The sequence below is a fragment of the Aureimonas phyllosphaerae genome (genome assembly GCF_047943035.1).
Taxonomy (GTDB): domain Bacteria; phylum Pseudomonadota; class Alphaproteobacteria; order Rhizobiales; family Rhizobiaceae; genus Aureimonas; species Aureimonas phyllosphaerae.
Map to the genome: position 1 here is coordinate 2,820,888 of NZ_CP181348.1, position 22,274 is coordinate 2,843,161.

General features: G+C 66.5%; 24 protein-coding genes. 11 read left to right on the forward strand and 13 right to left on the reverse strand.

Annotated features, from left to right (window positions below; all coding sequences use genetic code 11):
• The first annotated feature begins 42 nt into the window (after window positions 1–42).
• Both ACLNGM_RS13370 and ACLNGM_RS13375 read left to right on the forward strand, forming a co-directional pair.
• A complete protein-coding gene (locus ACLNGM_RS13370) occupies window positions 43–1,815 on the forward strand; it encodes an acyl-CoA dehydrogenase (protein ID WP_416355294.1) in 1,773 nt (590 codons plus the stop codon).
• Window positions 1,816–1,823: 8 nt separating this feature from the next.
• Window positions 1,824–2,564, forward strand: coding sequence for a crotonase/enoyl-CoA hydratase family protein (locus ACLNGM_RS13375; RefSeq protein WP_416355295.1), 741 nt, complete (start codon window positions 1,824–1,826; stop codon window positions 2,562–2,564).
• Here ACLNGM_RS13375 and ACLNGM_RS13380 read toward each other — a convergent pair.
• From ACLNGM_RS13380 to aroC, 7 genes are all read right to left on the reverse strand, one after another.
• Complete coding sequence (locus ACLNGM_RS13380; protein WP_175526856.1) at window positions 2,561–3,172, reverse strand: DedA family protein; 612 nt, start codon at window positions 3,170–3,172, stop codon at window positions 2,561–2,563. The genes ACLNGM_RS13375 and ACLNGM_RS13380 overlap by 4 nt on opposite strands.
• A 7-nt stretch (window positions 3,173–3,179) precedes the next feature.
• A complete protein-coding gene (locus tag ACLNGM_RS13385) occupies window positions 3,180–4,406 on the reverse strand; it encodes a class I SAM-dependent RNA methyltransferase (RefSeq protein ID WP_416355296.1) in 1,227 nt (408 codons plus the stop codon).
• Entirely contained in the window at window positions 4,403–5,149 is a 747-nt protein-coding gene (locus ACLNGM_RS13390) for a TlyA family RNA methyltransferase (RefSeq protein ID WP_416355297.1), read from the reverse strand. Before ACLNGM_RS13390 ends, ACLNGM_RS13385 begins: the two co-directional genes overlap by 4 nt.
• A gap of 11 nt (window positions 5,150–5,160) precedes the next feature.
• A complete protein-coding gene (dxs, locus tag ACLNGM_RS13395; protein WP_416355298.1) occupies window positions 5,161–7,077 on the reverse strand; it encodes a 1-deoxy-D-xylulose-5-phosphate synthase in 1,917 nt (638 codons plus the stop codon).
• A 99-nt stretch (window positions 7,078–7,176) separates the two neighbouring features.
• Entirely contained in the window at window positions 7,177–7,446 is a 270-nt protein-coding gene (locus ACLNGM_RS13400) for an exodeoxyribonuclease VII small subunit (RefSeq protein ID WP_055883845.1), read from the reverse strand.
• A gap of 24 nt (window positions 7,447–7,470) precedes the next feature.
• Complete coding sequence (locus ACLNGM_RS13405; protein ID WP_416355299.1) at window positions 7,471–8,397, reverse strand: histone deacetylase family protein; 927 nt, start codon at window positions 8,395–8,397, stop codon at window positions 7,471–7,473.
• Window positions 8,398–8,449: 52 nt separating this feature from the next.
• Window positions 8,450–9,541, reverse strand: coding sequence for a chorismate synthase (gene aroC, locus ACLNGM_RS13410; protein WP_416355300.1), 1,092 nt, complete (start codon window positions 9,539–9,541; stop codon window positions 8,450–8,452).
• Here aroC and ACLNGM_RS13415 point away from each other — a divergent pair.
• Window positions 9,540–9,956 (forward strand): DUF1344 domain-containing protein, encoded by a 417-nt coding sequence (locus ACLNGM_RS13415; protein WP_416355301.1) that lies wholly within the window; start codon window positions 9,540–9,542, stop codon window positions 9,954–9,956. The two genes, aroC and ACLNGM_RS13415, sit on opposite strands and share 2 nt — an antisense overlap.
• Here ACLNGM_RS13415 and ACLNGM_RS13420 read toward each other — a convergent pair.
• From ACLNGM_RS13420 to ACLNGM_RS13435, 4 genes are all read right to left on the reverse strand, one after another.
• Window positions 9,953–10,549, reverse strand: coding sequence for a histidine phosphatase family protein (locus tag ACLNGM_RS13420; protein ID WP_416355302.1), 597 nt, complete (start codon window positions 10,547–10,549; stop codon window positions 9,953–9,955). The two genes, ACLNGM_RS13415 and ACLNGM_RS13420, sit on opposite strands and share 4 nt — an antisense overlap.
• Before the next feature lie 13 nt (window positions 10,550–10,562).
• Window positions 10,563–11,381: an enoyl-ACP reductase FabI gene (fabI, locus tag ACLNGM_RS13425; RefSeq protein WP_416355303.1), complete on the reverse strand. Its 819-nt coding sequence runs from the start codon at window positions 11,379–11,381 to the stop codon at window positions 10,563–10,565.
• Window positions 11,382–11,483: 102 nt separating this feature from the next.
• The gene (locus ACLNGM_RS13430) at window positions 11,484–12,434 is read right to left on the reverse strand and encodes a DnaJ C-terminal domain-containing protein (protein ID WP_416355304.1); all 951 of its coding nucleotides are present in this window, start codon (window positions 12,432–12,434) and stop codon (window positions 11,484–11,486) included.
• A 135-nt stretch (window positions 12,435–12,569) separates the two neighbouring features.
• Complete coding sequence (locus ACLNGM_RS13435; protein WP_244545867.1) at window positions 12,570–12,992, reverse strand: RT0821/Lpp0805 family surface protein; 423 nt, start codon at window positions 12,990–12,992, stop codon at window positions 12,570–12,572.
• 76 nt (window positions 12,993–13,068) lie between these two features.
• Between ACLNGM_RS13435 and pdxH the strand changes: the two genes are divergently transcribed.
• Window positions 13,069–13,686 carry a pyridoxamine 5'-phosphate oxidase gene (pdxH, locus tag ACLNGM_RS13440; RefSeq protein ID WP_416355305.1) on the forward strand — a complete coding sequence of 206 codons (618 nt, stop codon included), beginning with the start codon at window positions 13,069–13,071 and terminating at the stop codon, window positions 13,684–13,686.
• Window positions 13,687–13,702: 16 nt separating this feature from the next.
• On the opposite strand, the gene ACLNGM_RS13445 is transcribed toward pdxH, so the two are convergent.
• Together ACLNGM_RS13445 and ACLNGM_RS13450 are read right to left on the reverse strand one after the other, a co-directional pair.
• The gene (locus ACLNGM_RS13445; RefSeq protein WP_416355306.1) at window positions 13,703–15,118 is read right to left on the reverse strand and encodes a TldD/PmbA family protein; all 1,416 of its coding nucleotides are present in this window, start codon (window positions 15,116–15,118) and stop codon (window positions 13,703–13,705) included.
• A gap of 69 nt (window positions 15,119–15,187) precedes the next feature.
• Window positions 15,188–15,685 (reverse strand): invasion associated locus B family protein, encoded by a 498-nt coding sequence (locus ACLNGM_RS13450; RefSeq protein WP_416355307.1) that lies wholly within the window; start codon window positions 15,683–15,685, stop codon window positions 15,188–15,190.
• A gap of 315 nt (window positions 15,686–16,000) precedes the next feature.
• On the opposite strand from ACLNGM_RS13450, the gene coxB reads away from it, so the two are divergent.
• From coxB to ACLNGM_RS13485, 7 genes are all read left to right on the forward strand, one after another.
• Window positions 16,001–16,945, forward strand: coding sequence for a cytochrome c oxidase subunit II (gene coxB / locus ACLNGM_RS13455; RefSeq protein WP_416355308.1), 945 nt, complete (start codon window positions 16,001–16,003; stop codon window positions 16,943–16,945).
• Between the two features lie 23 nt (window positions 16,946–16,968).
• Window positions 16,969–18,567 (forward strand): cytochrome c oxidase subunit I, encoded by a 1,599-nt coding sequence (ctaD, locus tag ACLNGM_RS13460; RefSeq protein WP_055883876.1) that lies wholly within the window; start codon window positions 16,969–16,971, stop codon window positions 18,565–18,567.
• Between the two features lie 108 nt (window positions 18,568–18,675).
• Entirely contained in the window at window positions 18,676–19,626 is a 951-nt protein-coding gene (locus ACLNGM_RS13465; protein WP_416355309.1) for a heme o synthase, read from the forward strand.
• On the forward strand, window positions 19,616–19,771 hold the full coding sequence (locus ACLNGM_RS13470) for a protoheme IX farnesyltransferase (protein ID WP_416355310.1): 156 nt from the start codon (window positions 19,616–19,618) through the stop codon (window positions 19,769–19,771). The genes ACLNGM_RS13465 and ACLNGM_RS13470 overlap by 11 nt, the downstream gene beginning before the upstream one ends.
• On the forward strand, window positions 19,768–20,376 hold the full coding sequence (locus tag ACLNGM_RS13475; RefSeq protein WP_416355311.1) for a cytochrome c oxidase assembly protein: 609 nt from the start codon (window positions 19,768–19,770) through the stop codon (window positions 20,374–20,376). Before ACLNGM_RS13470 ends, ACLNGM_RS13475 begins: the two co-directional genes overlap by 4 nt.
• A gap of 111 nt (window positions 20,377–20,487) precedes the next feature.
• A complete protein-coding gene (locus ACLNGM_RS13480; RefSeq protein ID WP_090960121.1) occupies window positions 20,488–21,363 on the forward strand; it encodes a cytochrome c oxidase subunit 3 in 876 nt (291 codons plus the stop codon).
• An 81-nt stretch (window positions 21,364–21,444) separates the two neighbouring features.
• Complete coding sequence (locus tag ACLNGM_RS13485; protein WP_416355312.1) at window positions 21,445–22,242, forward strand: SURF1 family protein; 798 nt, start codon at window positions 21,445–21,447, stop codon at window positions 22,240–22,242.
• The last annotated feature ends 32 nt before the right edge of the window (window positions 22,243–22,274 follow it).

The window sequence follows — 22,274 nt, forward strand, 5'->3', positions numbered from 1 at the left end:
CGGTAGCCATGAGCCAAGCTATGGCGTTCGGGAGGAAGACGAATGTATCGGGCACCGGTGGGCGAGATCAGCTTCACGCTTCGGCATGTGGCGGGGCTGGAGGAGGCGATGGCGCGAGGCGCGACGGGCGACCTGACGCCCGATCTCCTCGACGCGATCCTGGACGAGGCCGGACGGTTCGCCGATAGCGAGATCGCCCCCATGGCCGCTGGGGGCGACAAGACCGGCGCCGTCTGGCGCGACGGCGCGGTGACCATGCCGCCGGGCTGGCGCGACCTCTATCACCGCTGGATCGACGGCGGCTGGAACGGCTTGACCGGTCCGGTGGATCATGGCGGGCAGGGCCTGCCGACCTCCCTGTCGGCCGCGATCTACGAGATGTGGAACGGCGCGTCGATGGCCTTCGGCATCGGGCCGACCCTGACGCTCGGCGCGGTCGACGCGCTGGAGGCGCATGGCACGGACGCGCTCCGTGCGACCTATCTCGAAAAGCTCGTGTCCGGCGAATGGATGGGCACGATGAACCTCACTGAGCCACAGGCCGGCTCGGACCTCTCGGCGCTGCGCACGCAGGCCGAGCGGCGGGACGACGGCACCTATCGCCTCTTCGGCTCGAAGATCTTCATCACCTTCGGCGAGCACGACCTGACCGACAACATCGTGCACCTCGTCCTCGCGCGGTTGCCCGACGCCCCGGCCGGCGTGAAGGGTATCTCGCTGTTCCTGGTTCCCAAGCGCCTCGTCAACGCGGACGGCTCGCTCGGAGCCCGCAACGACGTGTTCTGCCAGTCGATCGAGCACAAGCTTGGCATCCACGCCTCGCCGACCTGCACCATGGTGTATGGCGACGGCATCGGCGAGACGGGGGAGGCGGGTGCCGTCGGCTGGCTGGTCGGCGAGGAGAACAAGGGTCTCGCCTGCATGTTCACGATGATGAACTCGGCGCGCCTCTATGTCGGAATCCAGGGTCTCGGCGTCGCGCAGGCGGCCTTCCAGAAGGCGCTGGACTTCGCCCGCGAGCGCCGGCAGGGCCGCTCGGCCGTCCCCGGCACGACGGACATGGCCCCGATCGTCGAGCACGCCGACGTCGCGCGCATGCTCCTCACGATGAAGGCGCTCGTCGGATCGGCCCGGGCGATCGCCTACTCCTGCGGTCATGCGATCGATCGATCGCGCCAGGACGGCGACGACAAGCGCTTCTGGGCGGAGCGGGCGAGCCTTCTGACGCCGATGGCAAAGAGCTTCCCGACCGACGTCGGCGTCGAGGTCGCTTCGCTCGGTATCCAGGTTCATGGCGGCATGGGGTTCGTGGAGGAGACAGGCGCCGCGCGGCTCCTGCGCGACGCGCGCATCGCACCGATCTACGAGGGCACCAACGGCATCCAGGCAATCGACCTCGTGACGCGCAAGCTGCCGCTGTCCGGCGGCGAGACTGTGCGCGCCTACATCGCGGAGCTCGAAGAGATCGTGACGAGCGTCGAGCAAAGCAACCGGCCGGATTTCGGCCGGTCGGCGGAGCGCCTGCGCGCCGCCATCGCCGCGCTGCGCGAGACGACGGAGCGTCTGCTCGAATGGATGGCGCGGGGCGAAACCGGCGCGGCGCTGGCCGGCGCCACCGCATACCAGCGCCTGTTCTCGCTGACGGCCGGCAACTGCTATCTCGCCAAGGGCGCGCTGGCGGACGCCGACGTCCCTTCGCGCGCCGCACTGGCCCGTTTCATGGCGGAGACGCTTCTGCCCGACGTCCACGCCCTGTCGGCCGAGGTGATGGATGGGGGCGAAAGCCTGCGTGCCGCGACCGTAGCCCTGAACTGAGGACCGACATGAGCCAGCACATTCGCGTCGAGACCAGCGACGGCGTTTGCCGCATCCGCATCGACCGCGCCGAAAAGAAGAATGCCCTCGACCGGGCGATGTATCGCGCGCTGGACGACGCCTTGTCGCGCGCCGACGCCGACCCGTCCGTCGGCTGCATTCTCTTCTGCGGTTCTCCGGGCGCCTTTTCCGCCGGCAACGATATCGCCGACTTTGTCGCCTTCGCCGGATCCGACCGACCGATGGGCGAGTTGATGGACTTCCTCCACACGCTGGCCGGGGTCGGAAAGCCGATGATCGCTGCGGTGGACGGGCTGGCGATCGGGATCGGCACGACGCTGCTTCTCCACTGCGATCTCGTCTACGCCACGCCGCGTTCGCTGTTCCGCACGCCCTTTTCCGATCTCGGCATCGTGCCGGAGGCGGCCTCGAGCCTCCTCGGCCCCCTGGCGATGGGGCACCAGCGTGCCTTCGCGCTTCTCGTGATGGGCGAGACGTGGGACGCGGAAAGAGCGCGCGAGGCCGGCCTCGTCCTTTCGATCGTGGCCGATGCGGAAGCCGACGGCGAAGCGGCGGCGCGTCGTCTCGCGGCGAAACCGCGCGAGGCGGTGCGGATCGGCCGCGATCTCCTACGGGCGACGCCGGACGCCGTGCGTGAACGCATCGTGCTGGAGGCGGACCATTTCCAGGAGCGTCTCCGTTCCCTCGAGGCGCAGGCGGCCTTCGCCGCGTTCCTGACGCGCGGTTAGGACGGTTTCTCGCGCTGAGCCTTCAGTTTGCGGCGGAACTGGAGCACGGTCCCGCCGCTGAGGATCAGGAACACGGCTGCGATCGCCGCATACGCCCATGGGCTGCCGTGGAGATAGGTGTCGATCCGGTCGCCGAGAACGTAGGCACCGAAGCCGTAGGCGCCCGACCAGAGGGCAGCGCCGAGAGCGTTATAGAAGAGGAACGACCACCACGGGAAATGCAGCGTCCCGGCCGCGAAGCCGCAGACTTGGCGTAGGATCAGGATGAAGCGGGCGATCAGGACGATCGGCGGCCCGACCGTGCGGAACCGCTCCTCGACATAGCGATACTTTTCCTGCGTCAGCCCGATGCGATGGCCGTGCCGCGCGACGAGTTGGCTGCCGTAACGGTAGCCGAGCCAGTAGCCGAGATTGTCGCCGAGCGTACCGCCGAGCCAAGCGGAGAAGAAGACGCCCCAGACATTCAGCTGGCCGTGCCCGGCCATGATGCCCGCCGCGATCAGGATGCTCTCGCCCGGAAACGGCAGTCCGGTCGATTCCAGAAAGATAGACAGGAACAGGATGCCGTAGCCGTATTCCTGCAGAAAGCCGGTGATCCAGTTCAGCATCGCGCCCTCAACGCTCGAAGAGAGCGACCGCCTCGACATGGTGAGACCAGAGGAACTGGTCGATCGGCGTGACCGACAGGAGCCTGTACCCGCCGCCGACCAGGATCGCGGCATCGCGCGCGAGGGTCACCGGATTGCAGGATACGGCGGCGATCCGCTTGACCGTAGAAGCCGCCAGTTCGCGAGACTGCGCCTCCGCGCCGGCGCGCGGCGGATCGAACAGGACACCGTCGAACTTCGACAGCTCCTTGACGGTTAGCGGACGGCGATAGAGATCGCGCCGCTCGATGGCGATCGGCTTCAGCCCGCTCGCGCCGCGCTTGGCCTTTTCCAGCGCGGCGAGAGCCGGCGCGTCGAACTCGGCCGCGTGCACCGCGTGGCGCTGGGCTAGTCGCAGCGAGAAGGCGCCGAAGCCGGAGAAGAGATCGGCGACCGACTTCGACGGCGCGAGATGCGCCAAGGCGATCTCGGCCATGCGCTCCTCGGCCCGGCCGACCGCCTGCAGGAATGCGCCGGGCGGGAAGGGGACGGCGATGCCGGCCACGTCGATCACCGGGACGCGGTTCTCGATCAGCGTCTCGCCATCGACGGAGAGGCGTGCGACCGCGCCATCCTCCGCGCCCCAGGCGATCGTCGCCTGCCGGAGGTCGCCGGTGAGCTTGGCGGTCTGCTCGATGGCGACGTCGAGCCCGGTCGTGGTGCGCGTGACCGTCATCCGCAGCTCGCGCTTGCGGTCGATCAGAATCGTCGCCAGCCGTTCGAAGCGCTTCAGCCGCGCGACGATCTCCGGCACGACGACGAGGCAGGTTTCGATCGGCGCGATCCGGTGGCTCAGCGCCTCGTGAAAGCCGAAGAGAACCCTCGGTCCCGCCCGCACGGCGGTAAAGACGGCGCGGCGGCGCGAGGCGGGGTCGCACGGCACGAGCGGCGCGACATCCGGCGACAAGCCTTCGCGCGACAGGGCGTCGACCACGAGGTCGCGCTTGAACGTCGCGTAGAGATCGTCACTGAGATGCTGCAGGTCGCAGCCCCCGCAGCGGCCGAAATGGGGGCACGGCGCCTCGCGCCGGTCGGGCGAGGGCGCGTCGACCGACAGGAGCTGGCCGCGGCCCCCCTGGCGCTCGATCGTCACGCGCTCGCCCGGCAGTGCGAACGGGACGAAGACCGTGGTCGGCTGGCGCGCGATGCCGTCGCCGCGCGTTCCCAGCGCATCGATCGCAACCTGCTCGCTCACGCCTTCACTCCACCCAACAGAAATTCCATGTTGCCGTCGCCTCCTGTGATCGGCGACGGAACGATCCCGAGAGACCGCCAGCCGGGCTGCTCGTTCAGCCACTCCGCCAGTTCGGCCGCGATCGAGGGCGCCGTGGTCGGATCCCGCAGCAGGCCGCCCTTGCCGATCGCCTCGCGCCCGGCCTCGAATTGCGGCTTGACGAGGAGCACGGCCTTCGCGCCGCTCTCAGCCAGCGCGAGGGCCGGGGGGAGCGCCAACCGCAGCGAGATGAAGCTCACGTCGGACGCGACGAGACCGATCCGGCGTCCGCCGAGATGCTCGGCTGAGAGATCACGCGCGTTCAGCCCTTCGAGGCATGTGACACGCGCATCCTCGCGCAACGTCGTGTGCAACTGCCCGTGGCCGACATCGACGGCGATCACATGCGCGGCGCCGTGCTCCAGGAGAACTTGCGTGAACCCGCCGGTCGAGGCGCCGACATCGAGGGCGTCGAGCCCGTCCGCGTGAATGTCGAACGCTTCGAGGCCGGCGAGGAGCTTCAGCGCCGCACGCGACACGTAGGCCGCTGCCGGGTCGTCGAGTTCGACCTGCGCGTTTTCGTCCACGCTCTGGCCGGGCTTCGAGACCACGACGCCCTCGACGCGGACACGGCCGCGCAAGATCGCATCGCGCGCCCGCGCGCGCGAGTCGAGAAGACGACGCTCGGCGACGAGCTGGTCCAGGCGGATGCGCTGTGCGTTCATTCCGACCCGTCTCAGGCGCGCATGACGCGCTGCGCCGTGTCGCCTAGCGCGCGGAACACTGTCTCGACAATCGCAGCGCGGTCGAGGCCGGAAACCTTGATCATGGCCTCGGGCGCGGCATGGTCGACGAAGCGGTCGGGCATCGTCATCGGCCGGACCTTGACGCCGCGATCCATCAGGCCGTGGCGCGCCATATGCTCCAGAACCTGCGCGGCGAAGCCGCCGGATGCGCCTTCCTCGATCAGGATCAGCACCTCGTGGTTCGCGGCGAGGCGCCGGATCAGGTCGGTGTCGAGCGGCTTGGCGAAGCGAGCATCGGCCACCGTGGTCGACAGGCCGAACCCTTCCAGTTCCTCGGCCGCGGCGACCGCCTCGGCGAGACGCGAGCCGAAGGACAGGATGGCGACCTTCGAGCCCTCGCGGACGATCCGGCCGCGACCGATCTCCAGCGCGCGTCCACGCTCGGGCATCTCGACGCCCGTGCCGTTGCCGCGCGGATAGCGGAACGAGATCGGGCCATCCTCGTGCTCGACGGCGGTGCGGACCATGTGACGCAGCTCAGCCTCGTCGGCCGCCGCCATCACCACCATGCCCGGAAGCGGGCATAGGAACCCCGTATCGAACGAGCCGGCATGGGTCGGCCCGTCGGCGCCGACGAAACCGGCACGGTCGATCGCGAAGCGCACGGGCAGATGCTGGATCGCGACGTCATGCACGATCTGGTCGTAGGCGCGCTGAAGGAAGGTCGAATAGATCGCGACGAAGGGCTTGTAGCCTTCGGTGGCAAGGCCCGCCGCGAAGGTCACCGCATGCTGCTCGGCGATACCGACGTCGAACGTGCGCTTCGGGAAAGCCTGTCCGAAGAGGTCGAGGCCGGTGCCGTCCGGCATCGCCGCGTTGATCGCGACGATCTTCTCGTCCTCGCGCGCTTCTTGGATCAGCGTCTCAGCGAAGACCTTGGTGTAGCTCGGGGCATTCGACTTCGGCTTGGACTGGGTGCCCGTCACCACGTCGAACTTCGACACGCCGTGATACTTGTCGGCGCTGGCCTCGGCCGGTGCGTAGCCCTTGCCCTTGCGGGTGACGATGTGGATCAGCACGGGACCGTCGCCGTTGTCGCGCACGTTCCTCAAAACGGGCAGCAGATGGTCGAGGTCGTGCCCGTCGATCGGGCCGACATAGTAGAAGCCAAGCTCCTCGAACATCGTGCCCCCGGTCAGGAAGCCCCGCGTGTATTCTTCCGTCTTGCGCGCGCCCTCGCGAACGAACTCGGGCAGGTGGCTCGTCACGGTCTTCGCGCGGTTGCGCAGCGTGCGGTAGGTCTTTCCGGAGACCAGTCGCGCAAGATAGGCGCTGAGCGCGCCGGTCGGCGGCGCGATCGACATGTCGTTGTCGTTGAGGATCACGATCAGCCGGGCATCGAGCGCGCCGGCGTTGTTCATCGCCTCGTAGGCCATGCCGGCCGTCATCGCGCCGTCGCCGATCACCGCGATGACGTTGTTGCGGCGACCGTCCATCTCGGCGGCGACCGCCATGCCGAGGCCGGCCGAGATCGAGGTCGAGGAGTGGCCGGCGCCGAACGGATCGTACTCGCTTTCGGTGCGCTTGGCGAAGCCGGAGACGCCGCCCTCTTGGCGGACGGTGCGCATCGCCTCGCGGCGGCCGGTCAGGATCTTGTGCGGATAGGCCTGATGCCCGACGTCCCAGATCAGCCGATCGGCAGGCGTGTCGAAGACGGCATGGATCGCGACTGTCAGTTCCACGACGCCGAGACCGGCTCCGAGGTGCCCGCCGGTGCGCGAGACCGCGTCGATCAGGTCCAGGCGCAGTTCGTCGGCCACCTGCCGAAGCGACGTCTCGGGCAAGGCCCGGAGATCCGCCGGGGAGGCGATGCGATCGAGAAGCGGCGTGGACGGACGCTGGGACAAGGACATCTCCTGATGCGAAGGCCGACGCAGACGCGCGCCCCGTAGGTCGGGCCTGTTAGAACCGTTTCAGGACGGGTTGTCCACCGGCCGCCCCGGCGGTCAGACCGGATCGAGCGGCTCGACGTCGACGGCCTTGCCGCCGCGCGAAAGCTTGATCTTCTCGACCTTGTCCTCGGCGGCGGAGAGCAGCCGATCGCAATGCGACTTCAGCTTCTCGCCCCGTTCGTAGATGCGGATCGAGTGCTCGAGCGCTACGTCGCCGCGCTCGAGATCCGAAACGATGCGCTCGAGAGCCGACAGGGCTTCCTCGAAGCTCATGCGTCGGATGTCGCTGTCGTCGGCGGGCAGGGGGGCGATCGTGTCGGACATGATGAACCTTTGTGATGCTCGCGGTCAGCCGACCATCAGCCGCTGCACATGTGCGGCGACCGATCGTTCCAGGCCGACGAGGTCGTAGCCGCCCTCCAGCACGCTCACGAGACGGTTGCCGGAAAAGCGGGATGCGATATCGAGGAGCTTGCCGGTCGCCCAGTCGAAGTCGGCCTCGATGAGATTGAGCCCGGCGAGCGGATCACGGTGATGCGCGTCGAATCCGGCGGAAATGATGACGAGGTCGGGCCGGAACCGGATCAGCGCCGGAAGGACGCGCTCGGCGAAGGCCGCGCGAAACTCGTCGGTCCCGTCTCCCTCGCTCAACGGGACGTTGACGATATTGCCGGCGCCCGTTTCGGCTTCCGCGCCGGTGCCCGGATAGAGCGGTGCCTGATGGGTCGAGACGTACATCACCGACGGGTCGGACCAGAAGATGTCCTGCGTCCCGTTCCCATGGTGGACGTCCCAGTCGACGATCGCGACCTTCTCCAGTCCGTGGACCGCCTGAGCGTGGCGGGCCGCGACGGCGGCCTGGTTGAACAGGCAGAAACCCATTGCAGTCTCGCGCTCGGCGTGGTGGCCGGGCGGTCGGGCTGCGACGAATACGTTGCGCGCCTCGCCCGAGACAACATCGTCCACTGCGGCACAGGCGGCACCGACCGCATGCAGCGCCGCGGAGAAGCTCTTCGGGCTGACGACGGTGTCGCCGTCGATGCGCGTCATCCCCTCGGCTGGCGTCGCGCGTGCGATCTTGCGGACATGATCGACGGAATGGCAGCGATAGACCGCCTCCACCGAACCTTCGGGCGCGAGCACCCGGTCGAGGTTCTGGAAGGCCTCCGCCTCCAGGGCGGCAGCAACGGCGGCCATGCGTTCGGGACGCTCGGGATGGCCGGGGCCGGTCAAATGCTCGGCGAAGATCGGGTGGTGGTAGAGACGCGTCATCACGGGCAAACGTCTCCGATTGAAAGGACAGACATCCAAACGCTTCGAACCGGTTTCATCGGCCGGTTTGCGCCCGGTGCCTCAGATAGTGATCCGCGATCGCGCAAGCCACCATGGCTTCGCCGATCGGCACCGCCCGAATGCCGACGCAGGGGTCGTGCCGGCCCTTGGTCATCACGTCGACCTCCTGCCCGTCGGCATCGACCGAGCGGCGCGGGGTGAGGATCGAGGACGTCGGCTTCACCGCAAAGCGCGCGACGATGGGCTGGCCCGTCGCGATGCCCCCGAGAATGCCGCCGGCATGGTTCGACAAGAACTGCGGTCGTCCGTCATCGCCCATGCGGATTTCGTCGGCATTGTCTTCGCCGGAGAGGGCGGCCGAGGCGAAGCCGTCGCCGATCTCGACGCCCTTCACGGCATTGATCGACATGAGGCCCGCGGCAATGTCGGCGTCCAGCTTGCCGTAGAGCGGGGCTCCGAGACCGGGCGGCACGCCGTCCGCGACCACCTCGACCACGGCACCGATCGAGGAGCCGCGCTTGCGAACGCCGTCGAGAAGATCGGCCCAGCGTTCCGCCGTCTGCGCGTCGGGACAGAAGAACGGGTTGCGCCGCGTCTCGTCCCAGTCGAAGCGCGAGCGGTCGATGGCGACACCGCCGATCTGGACAAGCGCCCCGCGCACGACGAGGCCGGGCACCACGAGGCGGGCAATCGCGCCGGCAGCAACCCGCGTCGCCGTCTCGCGCGCAGAGGAGCGACCGCCGCCGCGATAGTCGCGGACGCCGTACTTCATGTCGTAGGTGATGTCGGCGTGACCCGGGCGATACCGCCGCGCGATCTCGGAATAGTCTTTCGATCGCTGATCGACGTTGTCGATATGGAGGGCGATCGGCGTGCCGGTCGAGACGAGTTCGCCGTCCGCTTCGCCGGGCATGACGCCCGACAGGACGCGCACCTGATCGGGCTCCTGCCGCTGCGTCGTGTAGCGCGACTGGCCGGGGCGGCGCTCGTCGAGGTAGCGCTGGATCTGCGCTTCCGAGAAGCGCAGGCCCGGCGGCGTTCCGTCCACGACGCAGCCGATCGCGGCGCCGTGGCTTTCGCCCCAGGTCGTCACGCGGAAGAGGTGGCCGAAGCTGTTATGCGACATGAAAAGTCTGCCGATCCCGTTGGCGCACAAACGTCGGCACGACGGCCGCATGGGCGGGGTTGATGCAGCGAATTTGCCGGCGCGGCAAGCCGCCGGCCGCCCGAAAAAACCACAATCGTCGCTGAACCTCGCATCGTTCGAATCGAGCCGGGGGTCCAGCACTCCCCCGAGCCGCTGCGGGAGCTGCCGGATGACGAGACGGGTCGTCGCCTTCTTCGCCTGTTCTTTTCTCAGCGTGTCCGCCAGCTATCCGGCGGCCGCGCGCGAAGTGGACGGTACGATCGAACGGATCGATCGGGAAGACGAAACCCTGAAGCTTTCCGACGGGGCGACCTATCGGCTGCCGGAAATCTTCGATTATTCCGCCGTCAGGCCGGGCATGCAGGTCGTCGTGGTCTACGAGGCCGGGGCCTAGACCCAGTCGAAATGCCCGTTGGACGCGCGAAGAATGCGGTCCTGCGGGATGTCCGCCTGCGAAGCCTCCGCGGGCGACATGCCAGCGAAGGCGTTGAGGAAGGCGCGCGTGATGCCGCCGTGCGCGACGACAATGGTCGGGCGGACGAGTTCGCGGAAAACGGGAGCCACGCGTCCGGCGAGGCTCTGATAGGTTTCCGCTCCGGCGCCGGGCGGCTGAAAATTCCATTTGTCGGCCTTGCGCCGGGCGGACTCTTCCGGAAACCGCTTCGCCAGTTCGGCGACCGTGTAGCCCTGCCAGTCGCCGAAATGGATTTCCATCAGGCGCTCGTCGGTGCGGAAGCTATCGATCTCCAGTCCCATCTCGCGACGGATTGCACGCATCGTCGCGGATGCGCGAAGCATTGGACTGGAAACGAAGTCGAAGGTTCCGCCGTCCGCGCCGAGGACATTGGCGAGGTAACGACCGTTGCGCCGAGCCTGCGCCTCACCGGTCCGATTGAGCGGAATGTCGCTCTGGCCTTGAAGGCGCGCCGCGGCATTCCAGTCCGTCTGCCCGTGACGGCAGAGGTAGATCAGGGGGAGGTTGGTCACTGCGGAATATCCGTCAGTCCTTGATGACGGAAATGTCGGGCGCGTCCACCGCTTTCATGCCGACCACATGGTAGCCGGAATCGGCATGGTGCACTTCGCCGGTGACCGAGCGCGACAGGTCCGACAGGAGGTAGAGGCCGACATCGCCGACTTCCTCGATCGTCACCGTTCGGCGGAGCGGCGCGTTGTACTCGTTCCACTTGAGAATGTAGCGGAAGTCACCGATGCCGGAAGCGGCCAGGGTCTTGATCGGGCCGGCCGAGATCGCGTTGACGCGAATATTCTTCGGGCCGAGATCGACCGCAAGATACTTCACGCTCGCCTCGAGCGCAGCCTTGGCGACGCCCATGACGTTGTAGTTCGGCATCACCTTTTCGGCGCCGTAGTAGGTGAGGGTCAGCATCGACCCGCCATCGGTCATCAGCTTCTCGGCGCGCTGTGCGACGGCCGTGAAGGAATAGACCGAGATGTTCATGGTCTTGTTGAAGTTGGCTTCCGTCGTGTCGACGTAGCGTCCGGTCAGTTCGTCCTTGTCGGAGAAGCCGATCGCATGGACGAGGAAGTCGAGCTTGCCCCACTTCTCTTCGAGCGTCTTGAAGCAGGCATCGATGGTGGCGGGATCACCGACGTCGCAGTGGCCGCAGACGAAGGCGCCGAGCTCGGCGGCCAACGGCTCGACACGCTTGCGTAACGCATCGCCCTGATACGTGAAGGCGATTTCGGCGCCCTGGGCGGCCAAGGCCTTGGCGATTCCGAAGGCGATGGAGCGGTTGTTGGCGACGCCCAGGATGACGCCGCGCTTTCCCTTCATCAGGCCCAACGAATCTACCATGGCCTGAACTCCTTCGTTACGTTTTGCATTTTCCCGCTGGGGCGGCGGTATGGCATAGCCACCCGCGGCCAGCAAGCGGCGGGAACACTTGGTCGGCTGAGCTCAGGGGTCGCCCTGACCGTCCCACCGCTTTTCGAACAGTGCGACGAGTTCCGGCATCGGTTCGGCAGGAAGCGCGATCGACAGTGTCACGAGGATGTCGCCGCGACCGCCGTCCTTGCGGGTCAGTCCCTTGCCGCGCAGGCGCAAGGTGCGACCCGATGTCGTCCAGGGCTGGATCTTTGTGGCAACCCGTCCGTCCAGCGTCTCGATGGTCACGCGCCCCCCGAGAACGGCGGTCTGGAGATCGACGTCCTGTTCCAGAAGAAGATCGCGACCCGACACGGAGAAGCGGGGGTGGTCCGCGAAGGAGATCGTCACCAGCGCGTCGCCCGCAGGACCGCCGTTGAAGACGGCCGGCTGGCCCTGACCGCGCAAACGGATGACCTGGCCGTCCTCGACGCCCTCCGGCAGGCGGATCGCGAGGCGCTTGCCGTTCGGAAAGATCGCCTCGACCTTGGCGTCGGAGACGACGTCCTCAAGGCGCACCTTCAGCGTCGCGTTGATGTCCTCGCCCTTTGCGGGCGTGTTGCGCGCGGCGTTGAAGCCCGAGCGTGCGTTGCGCTTGCCACCGAAGGTCTGTTCGAAGAAATCGCCGAAGATGCTGTCGGCGCCTGAGAAATCGCCACCGTTGCGAAAGTCGAACGATCCACCGCTGCTCGCGCCTGACCCGAAGGGACTGGTCCCGCCGCCCCCTCCGCCACCGAAACCGGAAAAACCCTGAAACTTCGGCTTGCCGTCGGCATCGATCTCGCCGCGATCGAATTGCCCACGCTTCTCCTTGTCGCCGAGAATCTCGTAGGCCTGATTGGCCTCGTTGAAGCGGGTGCTGGCCCCGGCGTCGTCGCCGTTGGCGTCCGGATGATACTTCTTGGCGAGCTTGCGGAAGGCGGACTTGATCTCCGCCTCGCTGGCGGAGCGGGCCACGCCGAGAACGGTATAGGGGTCGCGCATACGGGGTCGGGTTCCTGATCGGCTTTATGAGTCTCCCGTGGGCATCATCGGGAATCGCCCGTCATTTGGGCGATGGCGCAGTATATGGCGAGCCGTCACCGGAAGTTGAAGGGGTTTCTGTCTCCCGGCTGCCGGTCAGCGGTCCTCGGAGAAGCGCGTCAGCGTCCACTCGCCCTGTCCGGTTGTGCAGGCTTCGCCGGCATAGAGGGCGACACCGTCGAAGCGCTGACGCGAGGTGGTGAACTGGCGGCACACCGCCTCGCCGGCCCGCGTTTCCTTGATGGCGGTAATCGTTCCGCTCGCGCCGGTGTCGGCGTTCGACCAGGCGAGAGGGGCGGCGTCCACCGTTGTGATGTCGGCCGCGGACACGGCGTTTCGAACGGTGCGGCTGTCGGACAGTGTTTCGGCCGCGACCGCAGGGTCGATCGGCGGAATCGAGGCCGTCGTCAAAGACTTGTCGACCGCCGCTTCCTCCAGCCCCTTGCCGCTGATCACCGTGCAACCCGAGAGGGCTGCGGCAAAGAGGCAGAGGAGAACGAGGCGCGTTCCTTCCATCATCAAAACTCGGCCTTTGCCACCGACCACGTCTGCCGTAGGTACGGGTGGACCAATATTCGAACAATTGGATTCAAGAATGAGCAAGTCGACCTTAATGTTCGGTGAAGGCGGATTGCCTTTGGACCCTTACGAGGCCCTCAAGGTCTGGCTTCGCGATGCGGAGGAAACGGAGATCAACGATCCGACGGCGATGGCGGTGGCCAGCGTCGATGCGGACGGCCTGCCGGATGTTCGGATGGTTCTCCTCAAGGCGTTCGACGAGCGCGGACTCGTCTTCTACACCAATTTCGAGAGCCGGAAAGGGGAGCAGATCCTCGGCGCCCGCAAGGCGGCGCTCTGCATGCACTGGAAGAGTCAGCGCAGGCAGTTCCGCGCCCGCGGACCCGTCGAGGTCGTGACGCAAGCGGAGGCCGACGCCTATTTCAAGGGCCGCCCGCATGGCAGCCAGGTCGGCGCATGGGCCTCCCAGCAGAGCCGGCCGCTCGCCAGCCGCGAGGTGCTGCAGGCGCAGGTCGCCGACGTCGAGGCGAAATACGGGAACGACGTGCCGCGTCCGCCGCACTGGTCGGGTTTCAGGATCATGCCGATCGAGATCGAGTTCTGGCAGGACGGCGAGTTCCGCCTGCACGACCGCTTCCGCTTCGTGAAAGCGGCCGGCGACCGAGAATGGGCGATCGAACGTCTCTATCCCTGATGCGACCGGTCGGGCGTCACGCTTCCGTGCCGCCCACCGTCATCTGGTCCATGCGCAGATGCGGCTGGCCGACGCCGACCGGCACCCATTGACCGGCCTTGCCGCAGTTGCCGATGCCGAGATCCAAAGCTGCGTCGTTGCCGACCATCGATACCCGGTGCATGGCGTCCGGCCCGTTGCCGATCAGCATGACGCCTTTCAGAGGCTCACAGACCTTCCCCTCCCGGATGCGATAAGCCTCCGTGCAGTTGAAGACGAACTTGCCAGAGGTGATGTCGACCTGCCCGCCGTTGAACGAGACGGCGTAGATGCCGTCCTTCACCGAGGCGAGAATTTCCTCCGGCGTATGCGGCCCGTCCAGCATCATCGTGTTGGTCATGCGCGGCATTGGGACGTGGGCGAAGGACTGGCGCCGACCGTTGCCGGTCGCCTCCATCCCCATGAGCCGCGCGTTCTGGCGATCCTGCATGTAGTTGACCAGCTTGCCGTCCTCGATCAGCACGGTTCGGTTGGTCGGCGTTCCCTCGTCGTCGATCGAAAGCGAACCGCGACGCTCCGAGATCGTCCCGTCGTCGACCACGGTGACGCCGCGAGCCGCCACCTGCTGGCCGAGAAGGCCGGAGAAGGCCGACGTCTTTTTCCGATTGTAGTCGCCTTCGAGCCCGTGACCCACTGCCTCGTGAAGCATCACGCCGGGCCAGCCGGACGCCAGAACCGTATCAAAGGTGCCGGCGGGGGCGGGGGCAGCCTCAAGATTCAGTCGCGCCTGGCGCAGCGCCTCGTCGGCAAGCGAGCGCCAGTTTCCGCCGTCCATAAGGCGCAAGAAATCGTGACGCCCGCCCGCACCGCCCGAGCCCGTCTCCTGACGGTCGCCGCGTCCTGCCACGACCGAGACGTTCAACCGCACAAGCGGACGCACGTCGCGCACGAGCCGACCGTCCGCTCGCAGGATCTCGACCACCTGCCATTGCGAGGCGAGCGATACGCTCACCTGCCGCACAGCCTCGTCCGCGCTTCGAAGATAGGCGTCGATCTCACCGAGAAGTTTCACCTTCTCGGCGAACGTGGGTTCGGGAATCGGGTTTTCGTCGCCGTACAGGCGTCGGTTCGTTCCGGTCGGGCCTTCAGCCGCACTTCCGGAATGGCCGTACCGGACCGCTCCCACGGATGCGGCGGCCCGGCGCAGCGCGGCCGCCGACAGGTCGCCTGAATGAGCATAGCCGATCGCTTCGCCGGCGACGCAGCGGAGCCCGAAGCCCTGCTCGGTTGAGAAGTCTCCCGCCTTCAAGCGTCCGTTGTCGAACAAAAGCGATTCCTGCTCGCGGTATTCCATGAAGAGTTCGCCGTCGTCGGCACCGTGGAGCGTCTGTGCGACGACGCCCTCGACCTCCGCGCGCGACAGGTCGAAGAGGTCGATCAGGGAAGAAGCCATCTTACGCTCCGCTGGCCTACGTTGTGCCCGGCACAGATAGGCAGGCGGCTGCCCCTTGTCACCCGGCGCTTACGGGAGCGCGTCGAAGCCCTCGCGGAAGCCGGCGAGGTCGACGGGGATGCCGATTCCCTCTTCCGGCGTCTGGAAGACGATGAACGTCGCGGACTTGCCGGTCGACAGCGTGTCGCGCAGCGTATCCTCAAGGATCACCTCGGCATAGCAGCCGTCCTCGAAGCAGCGGACGAACTGCGCGCGGCCGATGTCCTTGCCATCGACATAAAGGCCCAACCCGTTCGGCAGGAGAATGCCGAGCGGCGCCAGCACGCGCAGGATCCGCGCCTTGCCGTCCGCCGTCTTCAACGCCAGCACCGACAGGCCGACCTCGGGGCGGTCCTCGGCCACGACATTCTGCAGAAGCGCACATTGCTCTCCCGCCGCGCCGGCCGGCTGGTCGCAGACCACCGCCCAGGCTCCGTGCTGCGACTTGACCGTGCCGGTTTGCGCCTGCGCCGGGGCGGCCAAGAGGAAGGGGAGGGCGGCCAAAGCCGTGGCGAGAGTTAGCTTCATTGTGTCCTTCCAGGCACCGGGCGACGACAAGGCCCGGATTCCACGCGCGAAATTAGCCGGGCCTCCGCGCCCCGTCGAGCCTGCGGCGACAGGTTCGCGCAACGCTCGGCACCGGCGCGGACCCGCTGCAACATTCGCACTTTGTCGCAAGGCCTCGTGTCGGCCGCTTGTTGCGAAATGGGCGGTTTCATGGTTGAAGCGCAGGAGGCACCTGCACATTAGCGGCATTCGAGATTTGCGGCCTGCGAGCCCGATCGAACCCGCGACGAGACCGCAGACCGTGGGAAGAAAAGCCTGCCACGAGGGAGAGCATTCGTGAAGAGACCAGCCCTAGCCGCCGCCGCGCTGGCCGGCTCGACCATGGCGGCGTACGCGCAAGAGAGCGTTCAGCACCCCGGTCAGCCGCATCCCTGGCAGATCAACCTCCAGGAGGCCCTGTCGCCGATCGAGGCGCAGATCCACTGGTTCAGCAACTATACGCTCTGGTTCCTGGTACCGGTCGTCATTCTCGTGGCGGCTCTCCTGGCGTGGGTCGCGGTCCGCTACAGCGAGAAGCGCAACCCGGTCCCCTCGCGCACCAGCCACAACACGGTGATCGAGGTCATCTGGACGCTGGCGCCGGTCCTGATCCTGCTCTGCCTCGCGATCCCGTCGTTCCAGCTTCTGACGGCGCAATACAATCCGCCGCGCGAGCCTGAACTGACGGTCAAGGCGACGGGCTACCAGTGGTACTGGGGCTACGAGTACCAGCCGGCCCAAACCGTCGCTGCCGCCGGTTCGGCCGCCGCGGGGACCCCGGCGAACCCGGCCGAGCCTGCCGCCGAGCCGGTGTCCTATCTGTCGTATCCGATCGCCGACGATGCACGCGCCGCGGCCGGCAAGGAAGATCGCGCCGCCTATCCGCGCCTCCTGGCCGTCGACAACGAGATGGTCGTTCCGGTCAACACCGTCGTCCGCCTGCTGACGACCGGCGGCGACGTGATCCACTCCTTCGCCATGCCGTCGCTCGGCGTGAAGGTCGACGCCGTCCCGGGTCGCATCAACGAATACTGGTTCGAGGCGAATCGCGAGGGCATCTTCTACGGACAGTGCTCGGAGCTCTGCGGACGTGACCACTACAACATGCCGATCGGCGTGCGCGTGGTGAGTCAGGAGCAGTTCGCCACCTGGCTCGCGGCCGCTCGCGAGAATCTCGAAAACGCCAACGCTCAGCTGACCGCCGAGATCGCCTCCGCGAACTCGGTCGTGGCGCAGCGCTGAACCCTCCTCCAGGGAACGTCCCCATGGCTCATGCAGCTTCGCACGACGCCCATCCCCACCACCCGACCGGGTGGGTGCGCTGGGTCAACTCGACCAACCACAAAGACATCGGCATCCTCTACCTGATCTTCGCGATCGTCGCGGGCCTGATCGGTGGCAGCCTCTCCGTCGCCATTCGCGCCGAGCTTCAGGAGCCAGGCCTTCAGATCTTCGGCAACCCGCAGATCTTCAACGTCTTCACCACGGCCCACGGTCTGGTGATGGTGTTCTTTATGGTGATGCCGGCCCTTATCGGCGGCTTCGGCAACTACTTTGTGCCGATCATGATCGGTGCGCCGGACACGGCGTTCCCGCGCGTCAACAACATCGCCTTCTGGCTGCTGCCGCCCTCGCTGCTCCTTCTCATCCTCTCGATGTTCGTCGAGGGTGCGCCGGGCGCGAACGGTGCCGGCACGGGCTGGACGCTCTATCCGCCGCTGTCGACTGCGGGTCATCCCGGCCCGGCCGTGGATCTCGCGATCTTCGCGCTGCACCTGTCGGGTGCCTCGTCGATCCTCGGCGCGATCAACATGATCACCACGATCCTGAACATGCGCGCGCCCGGCATGACGCTCCACAAGATGCCGCTGTTCGCGTGGTCGCAGCTCGTCACCGCCTTCCTGCTTCTTCTGTCGCTGCCTGTCCTCGCCGGCGCCATCACCATGGTGCTAACCGACCGCAACTTCGGCACGACGTTCTTCGCGCCGGAAGGCGGCGGTGATCCGATCCTCTACCAGCACCTCTTCTGGTTCTTCGGCCACCCCGAAGTGTACATCATGATCCTGCCAGCCTTCGGCATCGTGTCGCACATTATCTCGACCTTCTCGAAGAAGCCGGTCTTCGGCTACCTCGGCATGGCCTACGCCATGGTCGCCATCGGCGTCGTCGGCTTCGTGGTCTGGGCGCACCACATGTACACCTCGGGCATTTCGCTCAACACGCAGCGCTACTTCGTGTTCGCCACGATGGTCATCGCGGTGCCGACCGGCATCAAGATCTTTTCGTGGATCGCGACCATGTGGGGTGGTTCGCTGCGCTTCACGACGCCGATGCTCTGGTCGATCGGGTTCATCTTCCTCTTCACGGTCGGTGGCGTCACGGGCGTCAAGCTCGCCAACGCCGGCATGGACCGCGTTCTCCACGACACCTACTACGTCGTCGCGCACTTCCACTACGTGCTGTCGCTTGGCGCCGTCTTCGCCATCTTCGCGGGCTGGTACTATTGGTTCCCGAAGATGAGCGGCTACATGTACAACGAGACGCTCGGCAAGGTGCACTTCTGGGTGATGTTCGTGGGCGTGAACCTCGTGTTCTTCCCGCAGCACTTCCTCGGCGCTGCCGGCATGCCGCGTCGCTATGCGGACTACCCCGATGCCTTCGCCGGGTGGAACTTCGTGTCCTCGATGGGCTCCTACATCTCGGGCCTCTCGGTGATCCTGTTCCTCTACATCGTCTACGAGGCCTTCGCCCGTAAGCGTCTGGCGGGAGCGAACCCCTGGGGCGTCGGCGCCACCACGCTGGAATGGCACCTGTCTTCGCCGCCGCCGTTCCATCAGTGGGAAGAACTGCCGCGCATCCGCTGATCGGCGGAACCGAAGATCGATCCCGGCTCCGGCCGGGATCATCCGTCTGAACGTCCGGCCTTGCGATCCCGATCGGGCATCGCGAGGGCCGGCCGGACTGCAAGAGGCATGACGTTGAGCGCCATCGACTTTCCCGCCGTGAGCGAAGCCCGTCCCGGCATCAGCCTGGCGGAGCCGGGCGACTACTTCGCCCTCCTGAAGCCCCGCGTGATGTCGCTGGTGGTGCTGACGGCCGCGACCGGCCTGCTCGCGGCGCCCGGCAGCATGAACCCGGTGCTGGCCTTCGTCTCGCTTCTCGCCATTGCGCTGGGCGCGGGAGCCTCCGGTGCTCTCAACATGTGGTACGATCGCGACATCGATCGCATCATGACACGTACCGCCAAGCGTCCGATCCCGTCTGGCCGGGTCGCTCCCGAGAACGCCCTGTCCTTCGGCTTGGCGCTGTCCGTCTTCTCCGTGCTGCTGCTCGGCCTCGTGGCGAATTGGTTCGCCGCAGGCTTCCTCGCCTTCACGATCGCCTTCTACGCCGTCTTCTACACGATGTGGCTGAAGCGCTCGACCGCGCAGAACATCGTCATCGGCGGTGCCGCCGGTTCGTTTCCGCCGATGGTCGCCTGGGCGGCCGTCACCGGTGGCGTCTCGTGGGAAGGCTTCGTCCTCTTCCTCATCATTTTCCTCTGGACCCCGCCGCACTTCTGGGCGTTGGCCCTCTTCAAGATGAAGGACTACGGCGCGGCCGGCATTCCGATGCTGCCCAATGTAGCGGGCGAGCGGTCGACCCGCCGGCACGTTTTCGCCTACTCCCTGATCCTCGCGCCGATCGGTGTCCTGCCGGCGCTGATGGGCTTTGCCAGTCCCGCCTACGGGGTGCTCGCTGCCGCGCTCGGGCTGAACTTCCTGCGTCTGGCCTACGGCGTCCTGCGCATGCCCGACGGCGATGCCACGATGGCGCCGGCCAAGAAGCTCTTCGCGTTCTCGATTGTCTACCTCTTCGCCCTGTTTGCCTGGCTTCTGGTCGAAGGCTTGCTGGTTCACGGCTGGGCGGCTCATGTCGCCTGAGCCCCGTGACGAACTCGTGCAGTTGACGGCCGCCGAACAGCGCGCGCGCCGCCGCCGGTCGGTTGCGATCGGCGTGGTGCTGGCAGTGCTGGTCGTCCTCTTCTATGTCGTCAGCCTGTTTCGGATCGGAGGAGGGCTCGGATGAATACTGCTCCTCGACGCACGCCGGCCGAGGCCGCCCGCCATGCGCGCACCATCGCGCTGGGATGCGGCCTGTTCGTCTTCGGCATGGTCGGCGCGGCCTACGCGTCCGTTCCTCTCTACAAGCTTTTCTGTCAGGTGACGGGCTATGGCGGTACGACGCAGCGGGCCGAGTCGGCGTCGACCAACGTCGTGAATCATCCGGTGACGGTTCGCTTCGATGCCAATGCGTCCGGTCACGTGCCCTGGTCGTTCCAGCCGGTCGAACGCCAGATCACTCTCGATCTCGGCGAGACCCGCCAGACCGCCTACCGCGTGCGCAACAACTCGGACAAGCTAGTCACGGCACAGGCCACGTTCAACGTGACGCCGCTGACGGCCGGCATCTACTTCAACAAGGTTCAGTGCTTCTGCTTCACCGAGCAGACGCTGAAGCCGGGCGAGGAGGTCGACATGCCCGTCGTCTTCTTCGTCGATCCAGCGATTCAGGACGATCCGGACCTCAAGGAGGTTCCGACCATCACCCTGTCCTATACGTTCTTTCCGGTTGCCGATCCGAAGACCCCGGTGGCAGCGGCAAAGAACGAGGGGACGGCGCAGGGCCTATAGTGCACAATCACTCCGTCGTCGGGGGACGGCGGGGACGGCGACAACAGGAATCGGAATCCAGACGCATCGGCCGCCCATGGGTGCGGCGGTGCGGGACAAGCGGGACGGACCATGGCTGACACGCATATCAAGCATCACGACTACCACGTCATCGAGCCGAGCCCGTGGCCGTTCGTCGCTTCCGTCGGCGCCTTCTTCCTGCTGTTCGGCTCGGTCGGGCTGTTCCGCTGGAGCGCCGGGACGCCGTTCAACATCTTTGGAATGAACCTCGCCACGCCGTGGATCTTCGCGATCGGCCTCGCGATCGTGCTCTACACGATGTTCGCCTGGTGGTCGGATACGATCAAGGAAAGCCACGAGGGATACCACACGCCCGTCGTCTCGATGCACCTGCGCTACGGCATGATCATGTTCATCGCCTCTGAGGTGATGTTCTTCGTGGCGTGGTTCTGGGCCTTCTTCGACGCCAGTCTCTTTCCGCACGAAGCCGTTCAGGCCGCGCGTGTACAGGCGTTGGGTGGCCAATGGCCGCCGGTCGGCATCGAGGTCATCGATCCGCTTCACCTGCCGCTGTTCAACACGATCACGCTGCTCCTGTCCGGTACCACCGCGACCTGGGCGCACCATGCGATGCTGGAGAACGACCGCAAGTCGCTGATCACCGGCCTCGCCCTCACCGTGGCGCTCGGCCTCATCTTCTCCTACGTCCAGTACTACGAATACGCTCACGCGCCGTTCGCCTTCTCCGGCTCGATCTACGGCGCCACCTTCTTCATGGCGACTGGCTTCCACGGCTTCCACGTTTTCGTCGGCGTGGTCTTCCTGGCCGTCTGCCTGCTGCGGGCGATCCGCGGTCACTTCACCCCGGCCAAGCACTTCGGCTTCGAAGCCGCAGCCTGGTACTGGCACTTCGTGGACGTGGTTTGGCTCTTCCTCTTCTTCGCCGTCTACGTCTGGGGTGGCTGGGGCGCGCCGATCCACGGCTGACGCACGCAGAAGCGAATAAGACGAAAGCGGCCGTGACCCGGCCGCTTTTTTCGTTGATGGCGAGAGCTGAAGATGACCCAAATGAGCACAGGTGACATCGGGACGGGTCCGCACGACGCGCCGGCGCCGCGACCTCTGGCGCGGGGGCGCATCGCTGCCATCCTTGTCGTCGGGATCACCGCGCTCGGCATCCTCCTCTCCCTCGGCGCATGGCAGGTCGAACGCCTATTCTGGAAAGAGGGACTAATCGCGACGATCAACGCGCGCATCCATGCACCGCCGGTCGACGTCTCCGACGTCGCGCGGCGCGTCGTTGCGGGAGAGGACATCGACTATGCGCCGGTTACGGCCCGCGGTCGTTTTCTCCACGCGGGCGAGCGCTTCTTCCTGGCCACCCGCGAGGGTGCCGCCGGATGGCACGTTCTGACACCCCTCCTGCTGGCCGACGGAGCCGTCGTCTTCGTCAATCGCGGCTTCGTACCCTATGAACGAAAGGACTCCGCCACGCGCCAGGACGGTAACCCGGCCGACGAGGTCACTGTGACCGGTCTGGCGCGGACAGCGCCGACCGAGAAGCCGAACATGTTCGTGCCGGATAACGATCCGGCGAAAAACGCCTTCTTCTGGCGGAGCGTCCCGGACATGGCCCAAGGCCTGAACCTGCCGGCAGGGAGCCGGCTGCTGCCGTTTTTGATCGACGCAGGACCCGGACAAATTGCGCCCGGCGCGCCGATCGGTGGGACTACGGTGATCGACATTCCGAACAGCCATCTCGAATACGCCATCACCTGGTTCAGCCTGGCCGCTGCGCTCTCCGTCATCCTCGTTCTGTTTCTGATGCATCTTTGGCGACGGGGTCGGACGATCGGTCAGGGTTGACACGAGGGCCCCCGATCCCTTCATTCGCGCCG